This window comes from Methylocella tundrae, from assembly GCF_038024855.1.
Classification (GTDB): Bacteria; Pseudomonadota; Alphaproteobacteria; order Rhizobiales; family Beijerinckiaceae; genus Methylocapsa; species Methylocapsa tundrae.
In genome coordinates this window covers 1,135,482-1,155,689 of record NZ_CP139089.1, presented here as the reverse complement: position 1 = coordinate 1,155,689, position 20,208 = coordinate 1,135,482, and the positions used below count along the sequence as shown (strand labels likewise).

The window sequence follows — 20,208 nt, the reverse complement described above, 5'->3', positions numbered from 1 at the left end:
GCCGGGGCGCAGGCCTCGATGAAGCGCCCCGTCGCCATCGTCGACATCGGCTCGAACTCCGTGCGGCTCGTCGCCTATGAAGGCCTCAGCCGCGCGCCCCGGCAGATTTTCAACGAGAAGTCCCTCTGCGCTCTCGGCGACGGCGTCGCAACGACGGGCAAATTGCCGAAAGCCGGCATGGAGAAGGCGCTTTCCGCTTTGCGCCGCTTCAAGGTGCTCAGCGAAATTCTGCAGGTCGGCGAGCTGCATGTTCTGGCGACCGCCGCGGCGCGCGACGCCTCAAATGGCGCCGAATTCGTGGAGGCGGCAAAGCTGGCGATCGGCGCGCCGATCGCCCTGCTGTCGGGCGCTCGCGAGGCCGAGCTTTCAGCGCATGGAGTCATTTCGGGGATCCATAAGCCGGACGGCGTGGTCGGGGATCTCGGCGGCGGCTCGCTCGAACTGATCGACGTCAAGGGCGCGCAATTGGGCAAGGGCGAAACCCTGCCGCTTGGCGGCCTCAGCCTGATGGACGCTTCGAAAAAATCGCCACGCGCGGCGGTTAAAATCGTCCGCGACTCATTAGCGCAATCGCGCGTCATCGATCGCGTCGCCGGGCGCACCTTCTACGCGGTGGGAGGCACCTGGCGCGCCCTCGCGAAACTATATATGAGCCAGCGGAACTATCCGCTGTCGGTGATGCATGGCTATGTCATTCCAGCGAGGGACGCCGCCGATTTCGCGGGCCTCGTTGCGCGCGTGGATACTGAAACGCTGATTTCGATCGACATCGTCAATTTGCAGCGTCGTCCGTTGCTTCCGTACGGAGCCGTGGCGCTTGCGGAGATCATTCGCCAGGCAGGACCGAAGGAAATCATGATCTCCACCGCCGGCGTGCGGGAGGGGCTGCTCTATGAAAAGCTTGATCTTGCGCAGCGCCGGCAGGATCCGCTAATCGTCGCCGCGAGCGACGCCAATCAGATGTTCGCACGCGCGCCGCGCCATGCCGACGATCTGTGCGACTGGACAGACCGCTTCATGAGATCGACGCATCTCGAAGAAACGGCTGACGAAAGGCGATTGCGTCATGCGGCTTGCCTGCTCGCGGACGTCAACTGGCGCGCGCATCCGGACTATCGCGCCGAAGAGGGTTTGAATCTCGTCGAGAACACGACCTTGACCGCCATCGACCATCCTGGCCGCGCGTTTCTCGCCCTGACGATTTCCTATCGCTATCTCGGACTCGATGACGATGGCGTCAATCCGCAGATCAGGGCGCTCGTGTCCGCGCGCATGCTGGATCGGGCGCGGATCGTCGCCGCGGCGGCCCGCCTTGCCTATCTGGTGTCGGGCGCGATGCCGGACATTTTGCCGAGCACGCCCGTCGTTTGCCTCAAGAGCAAGGTGGTGTTGACGCTGCCGAAGCAACTCGCCGACCTTGCCAGCGAGCGTCTGTACAGCCGGGTCAAACAGCTTGCGCGGCTGATCGGACGCGAGCCGGTCGTCACCATCGGGGAATGAGCGGCGGCGCAGCGCGCGCCGTTCATTCGGCGATTCTCGACGCCGCCTCGGTTTGCTCAGGCGGAGCGTCCTGCCATTCAAGCGTGACGATGCGGCCCTGCTCAACCGTGAGCGCCAGCCGGCCATGTTTCAGCTCCAGCGCCTTGACGCCGAAAAGCTCGCGCCGCCAGCCGGCGAGAGCCGCGACGTCCGCCTTGTCGTCGGCGGCGATCGCTTCGAGATCCTCGACTGTCGCAATCATTTTGGCGGCGACGCCGTGACTTTCGCTGACCTGCCGGAGCAGCACTTTCAAAAGCTCGACGGTCGCGCCATTACCGCCGGAGCGGCGTTCGCGATCGAGTTTCGGCAAGGTCTTCGGATCGCGGGAGAGGCCGCGTTCGATGGCTGCCAAAATATCGAGGCCCGCGCGCGAACGCTCCATGCCGCGCGGAAAGGCGCGCAGATTGCCGAGGGCTTCCTCCGTCCGCGGCGCGGCGAGGGCCAATTCGATCAGAACGTCATCTTTCAGCACGCGCGAACGCGGGACGTCGCGCGCCTGCGCTTCGGCTTCGCGCCATGCCGCCACCTCCATCAGAACGCCAAGATCACGCGGCTTGCGCACACGGTTGCGAAAGCGCTCCCAGGCGTTGTCCGGATGCTGTTCATAGGTCGCAGGCGAGGTCAGCATCGCCATTTCGTCGCTGAGCCAGGACAGACGGTCCGTCTGCTCCAGCTTGCGGCGCAGGAAGAGATAAATGTCACGCAGATAGGTGACGTCGGCGATGGCGTAATCAATTTGCGAGGGAAGCAGCGGGCGGCGCGACCAGTCGGTGAAGCGCGATGACTTATCGAGCGTGACCTTGGCGACGTTTTGCACGAGATCGCCATAAGAGACCTGATCGCCAAAACCGCAGACCATCGCCGCGACCTGCGTGTCGAACAGCGGGGCAGGGATAAGTTTGGCAAGGTTCCAAATGATTTCAACGTCTTGACGGGCCGCGTGAAAGACCTTTGTGATCTCAGGATTGGCCATCAACTCGAACAGGGGCGTTAGGTCCAGGCCTTCGGCCATGGCGTCGATCGCGGCCGCTTCATCGGGCGAGGCGAGTTGAACGACGCAGAGCCTCGGCCAGAAGGTCGTCTCGCGCAAAAACTCGGTGTCGACCGTGACGAAGGGATGCGCCGCGAGGCGGCCGCATGTCTCCGCCAGGGATTTGGTTGTCGTAATGAGGCTCATGATTTTTTTAGATAAAGGAAAGCTCAGCAATCGGCTATAGCGGGATGCGCGATCATCGCCCTCAACATTTCATTTCCGGCCGGCGACGGCGATTTGACGCAAAGCCCCGCCCCGTGACAGAAACCGCCCGTGCGCTTTCGCGCGCCTCCTTTTCCTCTCTGTTGTGACGATCAAATGCACCGCTATCGCACCCATACCTGTGGCGACCTCCGTGAAACGCTCGCCGGCGAAACGACCCGGCTCTCCGGCTGGTGCCACCGCATTCGCGACCATGGCGGCGTGCTTTTCATCGATCTTCGCGATCATTACGGAATTACGCAATGCGTGGTCGATCCTGATTCGCCAGCCTTTTCTCTCGCCGAGAAATTGCGCTCCGAGTGGGTCGTGCGCATCGACGGCGTCGTCCGTCGGCGCCCGGCTGGAACCGAAAACGCGGAAATGCCGACCGGCCTCATCGAGGTCTATGTCACGGAAATCGAAGTTCTGGGGGCCGCCGCCGAGCTGCCGGTCCCGGTTTTCGGAGATCAGCCCTATCCCGAGGATATGCGGCTGCGCTACCGCTTTCTCGATCTGAGGCGCGAGAAGCTGCACCAGAACATCATGCTGCGCGGAAAGGTGATTGATTCGCTGCGGGCAAGGATGAAGGGACAAGGCTTCTTCGAGTTCCAGACGCCAATCCTCACGGCCTCGAGCCCGGAGGGCGCGCGCGATTTCCTCGTGCCCTCGCGCCTTCACCCCGGAAAGTTCTACGCCCTGCCGCAGGCGCCGCAGCAGTTCAAGCAGCTTTTGATGGTCGCCGGCTTCGACCGCTATTTCCAGATCGCGCCCTGTTTTCGCGACGAGGATCTGCGCGCCGACCGCAGCCTCGAATTCTACCAGCTCGACATCGAGATGAGCTTTGTCACGCAAGAGGATGTTTTCGCAACCGTCGAGCCCGTGCTGCGCGGCGTATTCGAGGAATTCGGCGAAGGTTTTCCGGTGACGCAGAAATTCCCGAAAATCGCCTATGCCGAAGCGATGCTTAAATATGGAACGGACAAGCCTGATCTGCGCAATCCGCTCGTCATCGTCGATGTGACGGAAGAGTTTTCCCGCGACGACGTGAGCTTCAACGCCTTCAAGAACGTCATCAAGGCGGGCGGCGTCGTGCGCGCCATTCCTGCGACGGGGGCTGGGGCGCAGCCGCGCTCCTTCTTCGATAAGCTGAATGATTGGGCGAAGGGCGAAGGCGCGGCCGGATTGGGCTATGTGATCTTTGAAGGCGAGCCGGGCGCGCTCATTGGCAAAGGTCCGATCGCCAAATTCCTTCCGGCCGACGTTCAGGCGAACATCGCCGGGAAAGCCGGCCTCAAAGCGGGCGACGCCGTATTTTTCGCGTGCGACAGGCCGGACAAGGCGGCAAAGCTCGCCGGCGCGGCGCGTCTGCGCATCGGCCATGAACTCAAACTCTCGAAGACGGGCGTCTTCGAGTTTTGCTGGATCGTCGATTTTCCGATGTTTGAATGGAACGAAGAGGAAAGCCGGATCGATTTCTCGCATAATCCATTTTCGATGCCGAATTTCGATCACGATGCATTCGTCGCGCTCGATCCAGCCGACAAAGAGACGATTCTCGGCATCAACGCTTTCCAATACGACGTTGTTTGCAATGGTTTCGAGCTTTCCTCGGGCGCGATTCGGAACCATCGTCCCGACATCATGCGCAAAGCCTTTGCGCTCGCCGGCTACGACGAAGACGTGCTGGAGCAAAAATTCGGCGGCATGTATCGCGCGTTCCAATATGGCGCGCCGCCGCATGGCGGCATTGCGCCGGGCATTGACCGCATCGTCATGCTGCTCGCGGCGGAAGAAAATCTGCGCGAGATCGTCGCCTTCCCGATGAACCAGCGCGGCGAGGATCTGCTTCTCGGCGCGCCGTCCAGCGCGACCCTTAAGCAGCTGCGCGAATTGCACATCAAGCTCAACCTGCCGGAAAAATAGGAGGGCGTCGTCGCCTCCTTTTTCAAAAGAACTTGGCCGATCGCACCGCATCGGGCGCCTTGGCGAGTCTTTGTTATCCCGTTGGACAAAACATAGGCGCCGAGGCAATCGCCCAACCTTTCGCTTGACTCGTTTGATTGCTATACCTTTGCGAGCCCTGTGGGCGCCTGGAAGTCCCGACGCGCTCCGCGGGGGACGGGCACGGTCCGGCCGGGCAACGGGTCAGCAGCATTGTCCATATCGGCCGCAATCTATCATCTCACCCATTATAAATACGACCGTCCCGTCGGTCTGGGGCCGCAGCTCGTGCGTCTTCGTCCGGCGCCGCATTGCCGCACCAAAATCCTGTCCTACAGCCTGAAAGTGTCGCCTCCTGACCATTTCGTGAATTGGCAGCAGGACCCGCACAATAACTGGCAGGCGCGATTCGTATTTCCTGAGAAGGTGACGGAGTTCAAGGTCGAGGTCGATCTGACCGTCGACCTGTCGGTCGTCAACCCGTTCGACTTCTTCATCGAACCCTATGCCGAACAGTTTCCGTTCGCTTATGAGCCTGAACTCAAATCGGATCTGACGCCCTATCTGCAGGCTGAACCGCTCGGTCCGCATCTTTCCGCCTATATGGAGAGTTTGCCGAAAGAGCCCATGCATATCGTAGACTTTCTGGTCGGTCTCAACACGAACCTCCAGAAAGCGATCCGTTATGTTATTCGCATGGAGCCTGGCGTTCAGACCCCGGAGGAGACGCTGGAGCTGGCCGCCGGCTCATGCCGCGACTCGGCCTGGACGCTGGTCCAGATCCTGCGCAATCTCGGCCTCGCCGCGCGCTTCGTCTCCGGCTATCTCATTCAATTGCGCGCCGACATCGAGCCGCTGGAGGGGCCGAAGGGAACACAGGTCGACTTCACCGATCTGCACGCCTGGGCGGAGGTCTATCTGCCGGGGGCAGGCTGGATCGGCATGGACGCGACCTCCGGCATGTTCTGCGCGGAAGGTCATATCCCCGTTGCCGCCACCCCGCATTATTCCTCGGCCGCTCCCATTTCTGGTGGCGTGGAGGCGGGCGCCAATGTCGATTTCGCTTTTGACATGCGCGTGACGCGCGTCGCGGAAGCGCCGCGGATCACAATGCCCTTTTCCGGCGAGGCGTGGGAAAAGCTCGACGCTCTCGGCGAACAGGTCGACGCGGATCTGAGGAGCCAGGACGTGCGGCTGACCATGGGCGGCGAGCCGACCTTCGTTTCGATCGATGATTTCGAATCCTCCGAATGGAACACGGCCGCCGTCGGGCCGACGAAGAGGAGCTTCGCGGACGCCTTGATCCGCCGCGTTCGCGATCGCGTCGCGCCGGGCGGAATGCTGCATTATGGCCAAGGCAAGTGGTATCCAGGCGAATCTCTGCCGCGCTGGGGCTTTTCGCTTTATTGGCGAAAGGACGGGCAGCCGATCTGGCGGAACAGCGATCTCATCGACGCCGTCGGCCGCACGCTTGCGCCAGAAGCGGAGAAGCCGCCGGAAGCCGCCCATATTACTTTTTCCGACGAGCAGCGCGCGAAGGCCGAGGCGCTGACGCATGGGATCGCCGAATTTCTCGGCGTCGCCGATGATTGCGTGATGCCGGCCTATGAAGATCCAGCCACATGGCTTGTCAAGGAAGGCAATCTGCCGGGCAACGTCGATCCGCTTGACCCCAAGATCGAGGATCCGGAAGAACGCAATCGCATGATCCGCACCTTTTCGCGCGGCCTCACCAAGCCGACGGGGTTTGTGCTGCCGGTGCAGCGGTGGAACGCGCCGGCGCAGATTTCGCGCGGGCTCAAGTGGGTCAGCGAAAAATGGTGTCTGCGGCGCGGCAAACTCTTCCTTGTGCCGGGCGATTCGCCAGTCGGCTATCGCCTGCCGCTCGGCTCGCTGCCCTATATTCCGGCGTCCTCCTATCCCTATGTTCACCCGCAAGATCCGCTGGAGGAGCGCGGCTCCTTGCCGGATGCGCAGACGCTGAAACAGCGCGTCGAGCATTTCCAGCGATCGCTCGAGCCTGCCTCCAGCCGGCAGCAGCTCATCGAGCAGGAAATCATCGAAGGCTCGGTCAGAACGGCGATGTCGGTCGAGGCGCGCGACGGCGTGATTTGCGTCTTCATGCCGCCGGTCGAGCGGCTTGAGGATTATCTCGAACTTGTCGCCGCCGTCGAAGTCGCCGCCGAAGGCATCAAGACGCCCGTTCATATCGAGGGCTATCCGCCGCCCTATGATCCGCGCATCGAGGTCATCAAGGTGACGCCCGATCCCGGCGTGATCGAGGTCAACATCCAGCCCAGCGCCACCTGGTGGGAGGCGGTCGAGACGACCAAAGGCCTCTATGAGGATGCGCGGCAGGTTCGTCTTGGCGCTGATAAATTCATGGTGGATGGACGCCACACAGGCACGGGCGGCGGCAATCACGTCGTCGTCGGCGGCGCGACCCCGCAGGACTCGCCGTTCCTGCGCCGGCCCGACCTTTTGAAAAGCCTCGTCCTTTATTGGCAGCGTCATCCCTCGCTGTCTTATCTCTTTTCGGGTCTCTTCATCGGCCCGACCAGCCAGGCGCCGCGCGTCGACGAGGCGCGCCTCGATCAGCTTTACGAACTTGAGATCGCGCTGGCGAATACGCCCGGGCCCGATCAATCGATCCCGCTCTGGCTGATCGACCGGCTCTATCGCAATCTGCTTGTCGACGTCACCGGCAATACGCATCGCGCCGAAATTTGCATCGACAAGCTCTATTCGCCCGATGGGCCGACCGGCCGGCTCGGGCTGGTGGAGTTTCGCGCCTTCGAGATGCCGCCTGACGCGCGCATGAGTCTTGCGCAGCAATTGCTGCTGCGCGCGCTCATCGCCTGGTTCTGGCGTGAGCCGCAGCAGGGCGGTCTTGTGCGATGGGGAACGACCCTGCATGACCGCTTCATGCTGCCGCATTTCGTCTGGCAGGATTTCCTTGGCGTTCTGGCCGATCTTGGCCGGGCCGGCTATCAGTTCGATCCCGTCTGGTTCGAGGCGCAACGCGAGTTCCGCTTTCCGTTCTATGGCTCGATCGAGCATAGCGGCGTCAAGCTCGAAGTGCGTCAGGCGCTCGAACCCTGGCATGTGATGGGCGAGACGGGCGCGATCGGCGGCACTGTGCGCTTTGTCGATTCCTCGATCGAACGGCTGCAGCTCAAAGCCAATGGCTTCGTCGAGGGCCGCCACGTCGTCGCCTGCAATGGGCGCCGTCTGCCGATGACTTCGACGGGCGTTTCCGAGGAAGCGGTCGCCGCGGTGCGTTTCAAGGCGTGGCAAGCCGCGGTGGGTCTGCATCCGACCGTGCCCGTCCATGCGCCCTTGACGTTTGACCTGATCGACAACTGGAGCGGCCGCTCCATCGGCGGCTGCGTCTATCATGTCGCGCATCCGGGCGGGCGCAATTATGAGACTTTCCCGGTGAATTCCTATGAAGCCGAAGCGCGTCGGCTCGCCCGGTTCCAGGCTTTCGGCCACACGCCGGGGCCGATCTTCGTGCCGCCGGAAGAGCGCACGGCCGATTTTCCGCTGACGCTCGATCTGCGCCGGCCCCGCGGAGTCTGAAGTCTTTTGGAGCGAAGCGGCAACCCGGTTCGCTCCAAAATGCTCGAACGCCCTCGGATTTTGCTTGATAACGAGGGGCGCGCCGACGCTCTTCCATCTAATACTTTACAGACAAGTTGTTGAATCAAATAAGATATGGGGCTGCCGAGCGGTGTGATGCGATTTGGCCAATCGGCGCGCCTTGCGGCTTCTATTCTGTCTCGAATTTATTCCCCGATATCAGCGTGGAAGCCTCTGGTGCTCTTGCCGCCGAAGATAAAAGCTCGTACCCAGCCGTAGACTGATCTTCATCAGCTGGCGATCGGTCAACATATGGGGAGAAAAGTCATATGAAAAAACTTGCCATTACAACGCTGGCTCTTGCCGGCGCGCTTTGCGCCGGCGCCGCGCAGGCGCAGGTCATGATTGATATGCGGGCGGTCACCTGCGCCGATTTCCTCGCCATGCCCCCGGCCGACGCCGTGCTCACGTCAGCGTGGCTGAGCGGCTGGTTCAATCAGAAGATCGGCTCGACCACCATAGATCTGAACGGCTTCGCCAAAAATGTCGAGAGCGTCTCGAAATGGTGCGGCTCCTATCCCAAAGAGACGGTGATGAGCGGTCTGCAGCGCGCACTTGCGCCGAAATGATTTTCGTCTCGGACGACGTTAGGAGAGTTTCCATGAAGAAAAGAATTCTCGCCGCCATCATCCTTGGAACGGGATTTGCCCCGATCGCTCATGCTCAAGTCAAGGTCGACATGTCCTTGATCACCTGCAAGCAACTTCTTGAATCGCCTGAAGAGCGCATGCCTTTCATCACGGCATGGATGGCTGGTTACTTTAGCGCGACGCAAGATCGCTCGACTGTCGACATGCGCTATCTCGAGCGCAACACGAAAGTCGCGACCGACTATTGCAAAAATCATCCGTCCGAAACGCTGATGGACGTTATCAAGAAGACCGCAAAGTAAACCAAACGATAACCAACTTGAGCCGATTGCTTTCCGATTCTCTTCAATCGGAAAGCGTTCTTTGGCGCCTCACGGCCTCGATGATCGCGCGCGCCGCGGGAAGGTCAAAGAGCCCTTCAACGGGCGAAAAAATCTTGCGCCGCCAATTCGGCCGCTCACGGTCGGTGCCGGGCAGGTTGGTCGGTATCGTCTCCATGGCGAGATCGTCAGTTTGCACAAGGACGAGCGCAGCGTTGGACCGCGCAATGAACTCATGCACCGCCGCGGCGGTCGCAGAGGTCAAGGGCGCATCGAGGTCGACTTCGCGGGCGGAAAATTCAGGGCCAGCCACGGCCTCGATCAACTCCGCCTTTTCTTCTGTTCGGGCGGCAAAAGCCTGCCCCTCGTCAGCCAAATGGCCAAGGGTCGCGGCTTCGGCAAGATCGGCGCCTTGCCACCAGCCGGCGAGCGGCGGCAGGTCATGCGTTGCGACGCAGGCCGCCGCGAGCGCCGGATAATCTTCCGGCCGCACAAAATCAGCGCCCTCCCGCTCGAAACGCATGACGCGATAGGAGAGAATGTTCCTCGCGGCGAGCTCTTCGCGCATCCCCTCGGGGACTGTGCCGAGGTCTTCGCCGACCACCGCGGTGTTGTTGCGTACGCTTTCCAGCATCACCTGACCCATCAAGGCGTCAAAGGGGCAGGCGAGGTAGGCGCCGTCGGCGGCTTCCGCGCCGTCCGGCACGAGAAACAGACGTTTGAGCCCGAGAACATGATCAATGCGTAAAATGCCGGCATAAGCCATGTTCGCGGCGATGAGGCGCCCGAAGCTCGCATAGCCATCTCGGGCGAGAGCGCGCGGGTCGAATGGCGGCAGCCCCCAGATTTGACCCTTTGGCCCCAGCGGATCGGGCGGGGCGCCGATCGATACGCCCTGCATCAGGCGGCTCGCTTCTGAAAAAGCCTCCGCGCCATCCGGCGCGCAGCCAACCGCGAGGTCCCGGTAAAAGCCCAATGAAAGGCCGGCCTCAAAGCCGGCCTGCGCGGCCGCGGCGAACTGCCGGTCCGCGAGAAATTGCAGGAAGTTCGCGCGCTCGATCTCGTCTTCATGCTCGGCGGCGAAACTCGCGATTCCCGGCGCGTGGGGCGCGGAAAGTTCCGGCCCGAATTGGCCGAGCGTTCCGCCGATTCTGCGCTCAATGGCGGTGAAGATCGCGAAGCGCCGCAGGCTCTCTCCGCCGCCGGCGACAAAGCGCTCATACGCGATGACCAAGGCGTCGTCGGGGGCTGCGAGGCGCCGCGCGCGGAAAGCCGCGTGAATGACGTCGAAAAGGCGATTTTTCAACGCGGAGACGGCGCTGTAATCGACCAGCCGCAACCCGGAAAGCCGCGTGGCTTCGGGCGTCAATCTCGAAAGCGCGGCGCGGACCGAGTCGGTGAGGAGTTGCGCAGGCGGGTCGAAGGCGTCGATCGCAAGTGGATCGAGAAAGCGCCGGTCGGAGGGATGATAGGGGCTCGCGCGTTCAGGATCATGCGGATAAAGCGCATGCAGCGGATTGACGCCGACCGTCACGGCGCCCGCGCGCGCGGCTTCTTCGGCAAGCAGGCGCAGGCAGGTGAAATCGCCGACGCCCTGATCGCCGCGCTCATTCGGCCCCTCGCGCCGTAGGCCATAGAGTTGGGCGGCGAGACCGAAGACGCGGCCTTCGCGCAGGCTCGTAGGGAGGAAGGCGACGCCAGGGACGACGGCGAGATGGCCCGAACTCTCCGGCGCGGCGTCGGCCATGATTTCATGGCGCCCCAGCGGCAGTTCGGGAAGCGGGATGTCGCAGATCAGCGCCCGACGCCCGTCTGGCGCCAAGGCCTCGCCGCGGCGGCCGAGCTGCGGCGTGATCTCGACCTCATGAATGGATCCATCCTCGCAGGCGATGGTCAGGGCGAAGGGCCGCTGGCTCCCGGCGAGCGCGCCGCCGAGGCGAAGCGTTCGATCCCCGCCAACCGAAATCGTCGTGGCGACGGGCAGGGGCCGGAATGTGCGCTCCTGCGAGAGTTCCGCGAGGCGCGCGCGGGCCTCGCCCGTCGAGACCGCCGAAAGATCAAGGCTTTTGAGCAACGCCTGCTTGGCGCCCGCCTTGACTTTATGGAGGCGGCCCTCGACATCCCACCAATGGCTGACGACGCCGGCCGCCTCCGCCAGCGCGTCAAGCACGTGATCGTCGATTCCGCCGCGCCCCGCCGCCCGCGCGCGCGTCTCGATCAGGATCGCCGCCGAGCGCGGCGCGAGAGACAGCCTGCCGTCCGCGACCGGCTTTCCCTCCGCGCCGGGATCGGCTGAATCAATTTCGAGCATCCAGACATGGCCGTCACGCGGGGCGGGAAGCTGCGCCTGCGGCGCATCAAATCCGCGGTTCAGCAAAACGGCGGCGCGGCTTGCCTCCTGTTCCTTATCCCCGCCGTCATAAAAGACGGCGATGAGCGCTTCAGAGCCCGGTTCATGCCAATCGCGCGGCCGTAAGGGGGACCCATTGAGGTTGAGCCATTCGACGTCTGGAATGCCTGAGGGATCGGACGGCGCTCCGGTCAGGGGCGCTTCGGCGCTCAGTGCGCCAACCGTGCGGCGAAGCCTGATGAGACGGCTCACGAAGCCGATGAGTTCGGCGTCGGCGCCGGCCCAATCCACCCAGGTGAGGCTGTTGTCTTGCGCATAGGCGTTGTTGTTGCCTTTCTGCGTGCGGCCGAGTTCATCGCCCATGCACAGCATCGGCGTGCCGCGCGATGCGATCAAGGTCGCAAGCAGAGCGCGCGCGTCGCCTTTTCGGCGCGCGATGATGGCGGGATCAATGCTCTCGCCTTCGGCGCCGCAGTTCCACGACAGATTATCGTCGCTTCCGTCGCGGTTATGCTCGCCATTGGCTTCATTGCGCTTGTGCGTGTGGGCGACGAGATCGGCGAGAGTGAAGCCGTCATGCGCCGTGACGAAATTGATCGAGCGCGACAACGCGCGATGGCGCGGCGCGAAAATATCGGCCGAGCCCGCAAGACGCGTCGCCAATGTTCCCTTAAGACCCTCATCGCCACGCCAGAAGCGCCGGAAGGCGTCGCGCGATTTATCGTTCCACTCGCCCCAGCCGGCGGGGAACGCCCCCAACTGATAGCCGCCGAGGCCAAGATCCCAGGGCTCGGCGATATGGATCAGATCGCGCAGCGTCGGGTCCTGAGCGACGGCCGCGAGGAAGGGATGGGCGGGGTCGAAGCCATCGGGCGCGCGCGCCAGCACGGGGGCGAGATCATAGCGGAAGCCATCGACGCCGGCGCGGGTGGCGGCGGTGCGCAGCGCCTCCAGCGCGAGGCGGAGAGTTTGTGGCCGCTCCAGCGCGAGAACATTGCCGCAGCCCGCCTGATTCTCATAAATCGCCAGATTGTCCGGCTCGAGGCGATAGGCGCTGTTGTCGAGCCCGCGCAAGCAAACGGTGGGGCCTAAATCGTCGCTCTCGCCCGTATGGTTTAGCACGACGTCGAGGATGACGGCGATCCCTGCCGCCTGCAGCGCCGCGACGGCGGCGCGCACCTCGGGCCAGTTGCCGGGAGCAAGCCTTGGGTCCGGCGCGAGAAAGGCGATCGGATTATAGCCCCAGTAATTGGAGAGGCCGAGCGCAGGCAGATGGCGTTCGTCGATCCATGCCGCGATTGGCAGCAGTTCGACGGCTGTCACTCCAAGCCGGGTCAGGTGAGCGATCGCGGCTGGATGAGCAAGTCCTGCGAAAGTGCCGCGAAGGGCCTCAGGAATATCCGGATGGGCCTCAGTGAACCCCCGCACATGCATTTCATAGATGATGAGATCGCGCCAGGCGACGGCGGGGCGACGTGGCTGAGGCAGCGGGACCGGCGCTTCGACGATCGCCTTGGGGACAAAGGGCCCGCTGTCGGCGTGATCTTCCGCCGCGCCGTGAATGCGCGCGTCGAACAGTGAAGCGTGCAGCTTGAACGGGCGGTCGAGCCGGGTCGCGTAAGGATCGACGAGAAGTTTTTCGGCGTTGAAGCGCCGACCCTGCACGGGATCGAATGATCCTTGCGCGCGCAGGCCATAGCGCGCGCCGACGCCGACGCCCGATATATGTGCGTGAAACACGTCGCCCGTGCGCCCGGGAAGCTTTATGCGCGCGGTCTCGCGGTCGGCTTCATCGAAGAGCGACAGAAAGATGGCCTCGGCGTCGCCGGCGGCGACAGCGACATTGATCCCGCCTTCTTCTGCAAAAACGCCGAGCGGCTCCGCCCGGCCAGGGCCGACGCCATGCATCATTGGTTCGGACGGCGCGCTCAGGTGATCACCGACGGCGCCGTGCGCCCGGTAAATTTCGCGATTCCCGCAATCTCGTTCGAAAGGCCGATCAGATCGCCAAGGGCCGTCGCGGTATCCTGATGCTGGCGCGCGGGATCCGGCTCGAAGCGCTCGATATAGACCCGCAGCGTCGCGCCGGCGGTGCCGGTGCCGGAGAGGCGATAGACGATGCGCCCGCCATCCTCGAAATGGATGCGAATGCCCTGATGTGTGGAATCAGAGCCGTCGACGGGATCGTGATAGGCAAAATCATCGGCTGCGTCGATCCTCAAGGCGCCATAATGCTTGCCCTTAAGGCCCGGCAGTCCGTCGCGCAACGCCTTGATCAGGGCGTTGGCGCCATCGGCTTCGACTTCTTCATAATCATATCGGGCATAGAAGTTGCGGCCATAGTCCGCCCAATGTTTCGTGACGATGGCGTCGATGCTTTCGCCGCGCACCGCCAGTATGTTGAGCCAGAGCAGGATCGCCCAAAGTCCGTCCTTCTCGCGGACATGATCGGAGCCGGTTCCGGCGCTTTCCTCGCCGCAGATTGTGGCCAAACCCGCGTCGAGCAGATTGCCGAAGAATTTCCACCCCGTCGGCGTCTCGAACAGAGGGACGCCAAGCTTTTCCGCGACCTTGTCAGCGGCGCGGCTTGTCGGCATCGAGCGGGCAATGCCCTTGAGGCCGCCTGCGTAGCCGGGCGCCAGATGCGCATTGGCCGCGAGAATGGCGAGACTGTCGGAGGGCGTCACGAAGCGCCCGCGGCCAATGATGAGATTTCGGTCGCCGTCGCCGTCAGAGGCGGCGCAGAGGTCAGGGCCATCCGCCGTCATTGCGAGATCGTAGAGATGCCTGGCGTGGACGAGGTTTGGGTCTGGATGGTGGCCGCCAAAATCTGGCAGAGGCTTCGCGTTGAGGACCGACCCCGCCGGCGCGCCGAGGAGATCCTGGAAAATCCGCGCCGCATAGGGGCCCGTCACCGCCGACATGGCGTCAAAACGCAGGCGAAAGCCGGATTTGAAAAGCCCAGCAATCCTGTCGAAGTCGAAGAGCTGCTGCATCAGTTGCGCGTAATCGGCGACGGGATCGATGATCTCGACGGCGCCCGGCCCGAGCCTCAGCGAGCCGGTTCTGTCAAGGTCGACGTCGGCGGTTTGCAGGATGCGATAGCGGGAGATGGCTTTCGTGCGCTCAAAAATCGCTTCCGTGACTTTTTCTGGCGCCGGTCCGCCATTGGCGGAATTGTATTTGATCCCGAAATCGCCGTGCGGGCCGCCCGGATTGTGGCTGGCGCTGAGAACGACGCCACCAAAAGCGCTGAATTTGCGGATCAGGTGCGAGGCGGCGGGCGTCGATAATATGCCGCCGCGTCCGACCAGTATTTTGCCGAAGCCATTGGCGAGCGCCATTTTGAGGACGACCTGTATTGCTTCGCGATTGAAGAAGCGTCCGTCGCCGCCGAGGACCAAAGTCGCGCCCTCGAAGCCTTCGAGACTGTCGAAGATCGATTGCACGAAATTTTCGAGATAGCCTGGCGTCTGGAACACGGGCGTCTTTTTGCGCAGCCCCGACGTTCCAGGCCTCTGTCCCTCGAAGGGCGTCGTCGCTATGGTTTCAATCATGCGTTTTCCAGATCACGAGGTTGAGAATTTGAGGCCAGCGCGCCGATGGCGGATGAGGTCGCGATAGAGTTTCGCGTAAGCGGCCGCGGGGCGCCGCCACGACACATCGGTCATCATGCCGTTTTCGATCAATTCGTCCCAGATCTCGGGCTCGCCCCAGAGCCGCGAGGCGCGCTCCAGAGTGGCGCCCAGCATTTCGGCCGTTACCGGAGAAAATTGCAGGCCGGTTCCAAGCCCGGCGGCGAGAGCCATCTCATTGGCGTCGACGATGGTGTCGGCAAGACCCCCGACGCGGGCGACAATGGGAAGCGCCCCGTAGCGCAGCGCGCAGAGCTGCGTCAATCCGCAAGGCTCGAAGCGCGATGGGATCAAAATGGCGTCCGCGCCGGCCTGAATCTGATGAGCGGTCGCCTCGTCATAGCCGATCAATGCGCCAATGCGGCGCGGCTGTTTGGCCGCCGCCGCCAGAAGCTGCTGTTCGAGATCGGGATCTCCCGAACCGAGGACGACGAGCTGAGCGCCGATGCGCTCGAGAACGCCGAGATTGGCCAGCAGGAGGTCTTGCCCCTTTTGCCAGGAGAGGCGGCTCACGACGCCAAACAGCAGCGCGCCCGGATCGACGTCGAGGCCGAACTTGCGCTGAAGTAGCGCCTTGTTGGCCGGGCGGCGCGCCAGCGTGCGCACGTCGAAAGGCTCCGCAATCAGCGGATCGATGGAGGGGTCCCAAATGTCTTCGTCGACGCCATTGAGGATGCCGGTCACCGCCATGCCCCGGGCGCGTAAAAGCCCATCGAGGCCCATGCCGAAATCTGGCGTGCGTATCTCGGCGGCGTAAGTCGGCGACACAGTGGTAATGCGGTCGGAGAGGGCGAGAGCGGCTTTCAGAAAGCCGATCATGCCGTAATATTCCACCCCCTCGATCGCGAAGGCTTCATGCGGCAGACCGAGCGCGCCGAGCAGCTCGGCGGGATATTGGCCCTGAAAAGCAAGATTGTGGATCGTCGCCACGGTTCCCGGGCGAGGGCGGCCGTCATAGTGGAGATAGGCCGCGGTCAGGCCCGCCTGCCAGTCGTGCGTATGAACGACATCGGGGGCAAAGCCGGGCGCGAAGCCGAGGGCGAGCTGCGCCCCGGCGCGGCTGAGGGCCGCGAAGCGAAAGGGATTATCCGGCCAGTCCTGCCCGTCGGGTCCGGCATAGGGACCGCCCGGACGATTGAAAAGATGCGGCGCGTCGAGCACGAAAAGATCGAGCCCGGCGGCGTCGGCGCGCAAAACCCGCGCCTCGCCGCCAAAAATCTGCTCCGCCTCGACCACGGTTTCAGCGTGAATGATTGCCTTCATCACCGCGGGATAGCCGGGCGTCAGGGTCACGACCTCAACGCCCTCGGGGACCAGTGCCGAGGGCAGCGCGCCGGCGACATCGGCGAGGCCGCCGGTCTTGACCAGCGGGAAAATCTCGGAAACGACGGCCAGAACCGTGACGTCGCTCATGCCGGGCCGTTGCTCATGCTAAGCGGTCGATCATGGTTTGAGTAATCAGGCAGATCCCTTTCTCCGTGCGGCGAAATCGCTTGCCGTCTGCGACCGGATCTTCGCCGACGACGAGACCCTCCGGGATCTTTACGCCGCGGTCGATGACGACATTGCGAAGGCGGGTTGACCGTCCGACCTCGACATAAGGCAGGATGACCGCATTCTCAACGTCGCAATAGGAATTGACCCTGACGCCGGTCGAGAGAAGCGATCGCTTGACCTTGGCGCCTGAAATGATGCATCCGCCTGACACGACCGATGAAACCGCCATGCCGCGGCGCGTGTCTTCATCATGCACGAATTTTGCCGGCGGCGTGACCGCGCTATCGGTCCAGATCGGCCAGTCCTTGTCGAAAAGGTCGAGATCGGGAACTATGTCGGTGAGGTCGATATTGCCTTCCCAGTAGGCGTCGACCGTGCCGACGTCGCGCCAGTAGGAGGGCTCGTCGTCCGAAGAGCGCACGCAGGAATCCGAAAAGTGATGCGCGACCGCTTTGCCGTGTTTGACGAGATAGGGAATGATGTCCTTGCCGAAATCGCGGCTTGAATGCGGATCATAAGCGTCTCGTTCAAGCTGTTCGAACAGGAAGTTCGTTTCAAAAACATAAATGCCCATCGAGGCGAGCGCCCTCTCGGGATCGCCTGGCATCGGCGGCGGAGCGGCGGGTTTTTCGATGAACGCGATGACCCGGTCCTTGTCGTCGACATGCATGACGCCAAAGGCGCTCGCCTCGAGCCGCGGCACTTCGAGGCATCCGATGGTGACGTCGGCGCCCGAGTCGGCGTGCTGCTGCAGCATGACCTCATAGTCCATCTTGTAGATGTGGTCGCCGGCGAGAATGACCATATATTTCGGGGCGCGGTCGCGGATGATGTCGATATTCTGAAACACTGCGTCGGCGGTGCCGGCATACCATTGATCCTCGGACACGCGCTGGCTGGCCGGCATGATGTCGAAGCTTTCATTGCTGCCGGGCCGAAAAAAGTTCCAGCCGCGCGTCAGATGTCCGATGAGGCTGTGCGCCTTGTATTGCGTGGCGACGCCGATGCGGCGGATGCCGGAGTTCAGCGCATTCGACAAAGCGAAGTCGATGATCCGCATCTTGCCGCCGAAATAGACCGCTGGTTTGGCGCGCCGGTCCGTCAATTCGAGTAGGCGGCTGCCGCGGCCTCCCGCCAGGACAAAAGCCATGGCTTGGCGTCCAATTGGCGCGCTCAATCTCATTTCGCTTGTCCCTCCGGGGCGATGGTCTTCTGAGGCATGTCCGGGCGCGCGCGCTTTTCGTCAGGCCTCCGGGACGAAATAGAGCGTCGCCAGTGGCGGCAGCGTGACTTGCGCCGAGGCAGGCTGACCGTGCGCCGGGACGTCGCGCGCCGTGATAGAGCCGAAATTGCCGACGCCGGAGCCCCCGTAGACGGTGGCGTCCGTGTTGAGGAATTCGCGCCAGATCCCGGCGCGCGGCAGGCCGACTGTATAATTATGGCGCGGCTCCGGCGTGAAATTATTGATGACGACGACCGGCGGGTCGCCGGCCTCGCCAAACCGCGCGAAGGCGAAGACGGACTGATCGCGGTCATCGCCGATGATCCATGCGAAACAGCCAGGCTCGCTATCGCGCAGATGCAGTGCGCGCAAGCTCCTGTGCAGGCGGTTGAGGTCGCGGATCAGCGTCTGCACGCCCTTGTGCGCCGGCGCGTCGAGAAGACGCCAGTCGAGTTCGCCCTCTTCGCTCCACTCGCGCCGTTGGGCGAATTCCTGCCCCATGAACAGGAGTTTCTTGCCGGGATGTCCCCACATGTAGCCGTAATAGGCGCGAAGATTGGCGAACATCTGCCAGTCGTCGCCGGACATTTTACTGAGCAGCGATCCCTTGCCATGCGTGACTTCATCATGGCTGAGCGGCAGTACGAAATTCTCGGAAAAGGCGTAGATGAGGCCAAAGGTCATCTTGTCATGATGCCAGCGGCGATGGATCGGATCGATCTCCATATATTCCAGCGTATCGTGCATGAAGCCCATGTTCCACTTGAAGCCGAAGCCGAGCCCGCCCGAACTGGTCGGAGCCGAGACGCCGGCCCAGGCCGTGGATTCCTCCGCCAACGTGACGACGCCCGGATAGGTTTCATAAACGAGTTCGTTGAACCTTTTCAAAAAGCCGACCGCGTCGCGATTGTCGTTGCTGCCGTCGGGATTTGGCAGCCATTCGCCGGGGTTGCGCGAATAATCGAGGTAGAGCATCGAGGCGACGGCGTCGACGCGCAGCCCGTCGATATGATAGCGGTCGAGCCAGAAAAGGGCGTTCGCCGCCAGGAAACCGGCCACTTCGCGGCGGCCGAAATCATAGATTGCCGTGTTCCAGTCTGGATGAAATCCACGGCGCGGGTCGGCGTGCTCATAGAGAGGCTGCCCGTCGAAGAGGGCGAGCCCGTGCACGTCGGTTGGGAAATGGGCCGGAACCCAGTCGAGGATAATGGCGAGCCCGGCGGCATGCGCCTTGTCGACAAAACGCGCAAATCCCGCCGGATCGCCAAATCGGCGCGTCGGGGCGAAAAGACCGATCGGCTGATAACCCCAGGAGGCGTCAAGCGGATGTTCGGATATGGGCATCAGCTCGAGGTGAGTGAAGCCGAGATCGACGGCGTAGGGGATCAATTGCTCGGCGAGTTCGTCATAGGTCAGGAAGCGGCCGCCTTCGCCGCGCCGCCACGAGCCAAGATGCGCCTCGAGAATCGTCATCGGCTGGCGCCAGGCCTCGCCGTTTCGGCGATGGTCGAGATAATCGGCGTCCGACCAGGTGAACTTGTCCGTGCGCGCGACGAGCGAAGCCGTCGAGGGACGGAGCTCTCCGGCAAATCCAACAGGGTCCGCCTTGAGCGGCAACAGCCGCCCATCGCGCGAGATGATCTCATACTTGTAGGCGGTTCCCTCGATGACATCGGGAGCGAAGATCTCCCAGAGCCCTGAGTCGACGCGCTTTCGCATCTGGTGCAGCCGCCCGTCCCAGCCGTTGAAGTCGCCGACGACGGAGACGCGGGCGGCGTGCGGCGCCCAGACCGCGAAATGAACGCCATCAACGCCTTCAAGGCGCATGAGATGAGCGCCGAGACGCTGGTAGAGCAGGCGATGCGTGCCTTCGACGAGGAGATAATCATCCATCTCGCCAAGCACGGGCGGCAGGGCGTAAGGATCAATGAAACTCCAGGATCCGCCGGCGTTCGACGCTTCGAGGCGATAGCGCGGCGGCGCGGTCCGGCCCTGAGCGAGCCCTTCGAAAAAGCCGCCGCCGCGCGCCTCGAGCGCGACCGCTTCGCCATCGTCGATCAAGGCGGCAAGCTTTTCGGCATGCGGCGCAAAGGCCCGGATAACGACCCCTTGCGCAACCTTATGGGCTCCAAGAATCGCGAACGGATCATTGTGGCGCGCTCTTAGGATGGCTTCCACATCGGCGTCGCTGATCTGCCAGCAAGGCCGCGTCGCGATTATGTTCGCGTCATGCCCCAT

General features: G+C 62.9%; 11 protein-coding genes. 5 read left to right on the top strand and 6 right to left on the bottom strand.

The window, feature by feature from the left end; genetic code table 11:
* The first annotated feature begins 18 nt into the window (after positions 1–18).
* Positions 19–1,500, top strand: a complete 1,482-nt coding sequence (locus SIN04_RS07815; RefSeq protein ID WP_134492352.1) for a Ppx/GppA family phosphatase — start codon at positions 19–21, stop codon at positions 1,498–1,500.
* Between the two features lie 22 nt (positions 1,501–1,522).
* Here SIN04_RS07815 and rnd read toward each other — a convergent pair whose 3' ends face one another.
* Entirely contained in the window at positions 1,523–2,716 is a 1,194-nt protein-coding gene (gene rnd / locus SIN04_RS07810; protein ID WP_134488077.1) for a ribonuclease D, read from the bottom strand.
* Positions 2,717–2,890: 174 nt separating this feature from the next.
* Here rnd and aspS point away from each other — a divergent pair, with 174 nt between their 5' ends.
* The 4 genes from aspS (at position 2,891) to SIN04_RS07790 (ending at position 9,248) form a co-directional block, all read left to right on the top strand.
* On the top strand, positions 2,891–4,696 hold the full coding sequence (aspS, locus tag SIN04_RS07805) for an aspartate--tRNA ligase (RefSeq protein ID WP_134488075.1): 1,806 nt from the start codon (positions 2,891–2,893) through the stop codon (positions 4,694–4,696).
* 231 nt (positions 4,697–4,927) lie between these two features.
* On the top strand, positions 4,928–8,296 hold the full coding sequence (locus SIN04_RS07800) for a DUF2126 domain-containing protein (protein WP_134488073.1): 3,369 nt from the start codon (positions 4,928–4,930) through the stop codon (positions 8,294–8,296).
* A 329-nt stretch (positions 8,297–8,625) separates the two neighbouring features.
* Positions 8,626–8,925 (top strand): HdeA/HdeB family chaperone, encoded by a 300-nt coding sequence (locus SIN04_RS07795; protein ID WP_134488071.1) that lies wholly within the window; start codon positions 8,626–8,628, stop codon positions 8,923–8,925.
* A 32-nt stretch (positions 8,926–8,957) separates the two neighbouring features.
* Entirely contained in the window at positions 8,958–9,248 is a 291-nt protein-coding gene (locus SIN04_RS07790; RefSeq protein ID WP_134488069.1) for an HdeA/HdeB family chaperone, read from the top strand.
* A 43-nt stretch (positions 9,249–9,291) separates the two neighbouring features.
* Here the strand turns inward: SIN04_RS07790 and glgX are convergent, their stop codons facing one another.
* Genes glgX through glgB form a run of 5 tightly spaced genes read right to left on the bottom strand, consistent with a single transcriptional unit; the run spans position 9,292 to position 20,208 of the window.
* Positions 9,292–13,527, bottom strand: a complete 4,236-nt coding sequence (gene glgX / locus SIN04_RS07785; protein WP_341264349.1) for a glycogen debranching protein GlgX — start codon at positions 13,525–13,527, stop codon at positions 9,292–9,294.
* Between the two features lie 17 nt (positions 13,528–13,544).
* Complete coding sequence (locus SIN04_RS07780; protein ID WP_134488065.1) at positions 13,545–15,173, bottom strand: alpha-D-glucose phosphate-specific phosphoglucomutase; 1,629 nt, start codon at positions 15,171–15,173, stop codon at positions 13,545–13,547.
* A gap of 12 nt (positions 15,174–15,185) precedes the next feature.
* Positions 15,186–16,664, bottom strand: coding sequence for a glycogen synthase GlgA (gene glgA, locus SIN04_RS07775; RefSeq protein WP_134488063.1), 1,479 nt, complete (start codon positions 16,662–16,664; stop codon positions 15,186–15,188).
* A gap of 13 nt (positions 16,665–16,677) precedes the next feature.
* Complete coding sequence (glgC, locus tag SIN04_RS07770; RefSeq protein ID WP_134488061.1) at positions 16,678–17,931, bottom strand: glucose-1-phosphate adenylyltransferase; 1,254 nt, start codon at positions 17,929–17,931, stop codon at positions 16,678–16,680.
* A gap of 60 nt (positions 17,932–17,991) precedes the next feature.
* The gene (gene glgB / locus SIN04_RS07765) at positions 17,992–20,208 is read right to left on the bottom strand and encodes a 1,4-alpha-glucan branching protein GlgB (RefSeq protein WP_341264348.1); all 2,217 of its coding nucleotides are present in this window, start codon (positions 20,206–20,208) and stop codon (positions 17,992–17,994) included.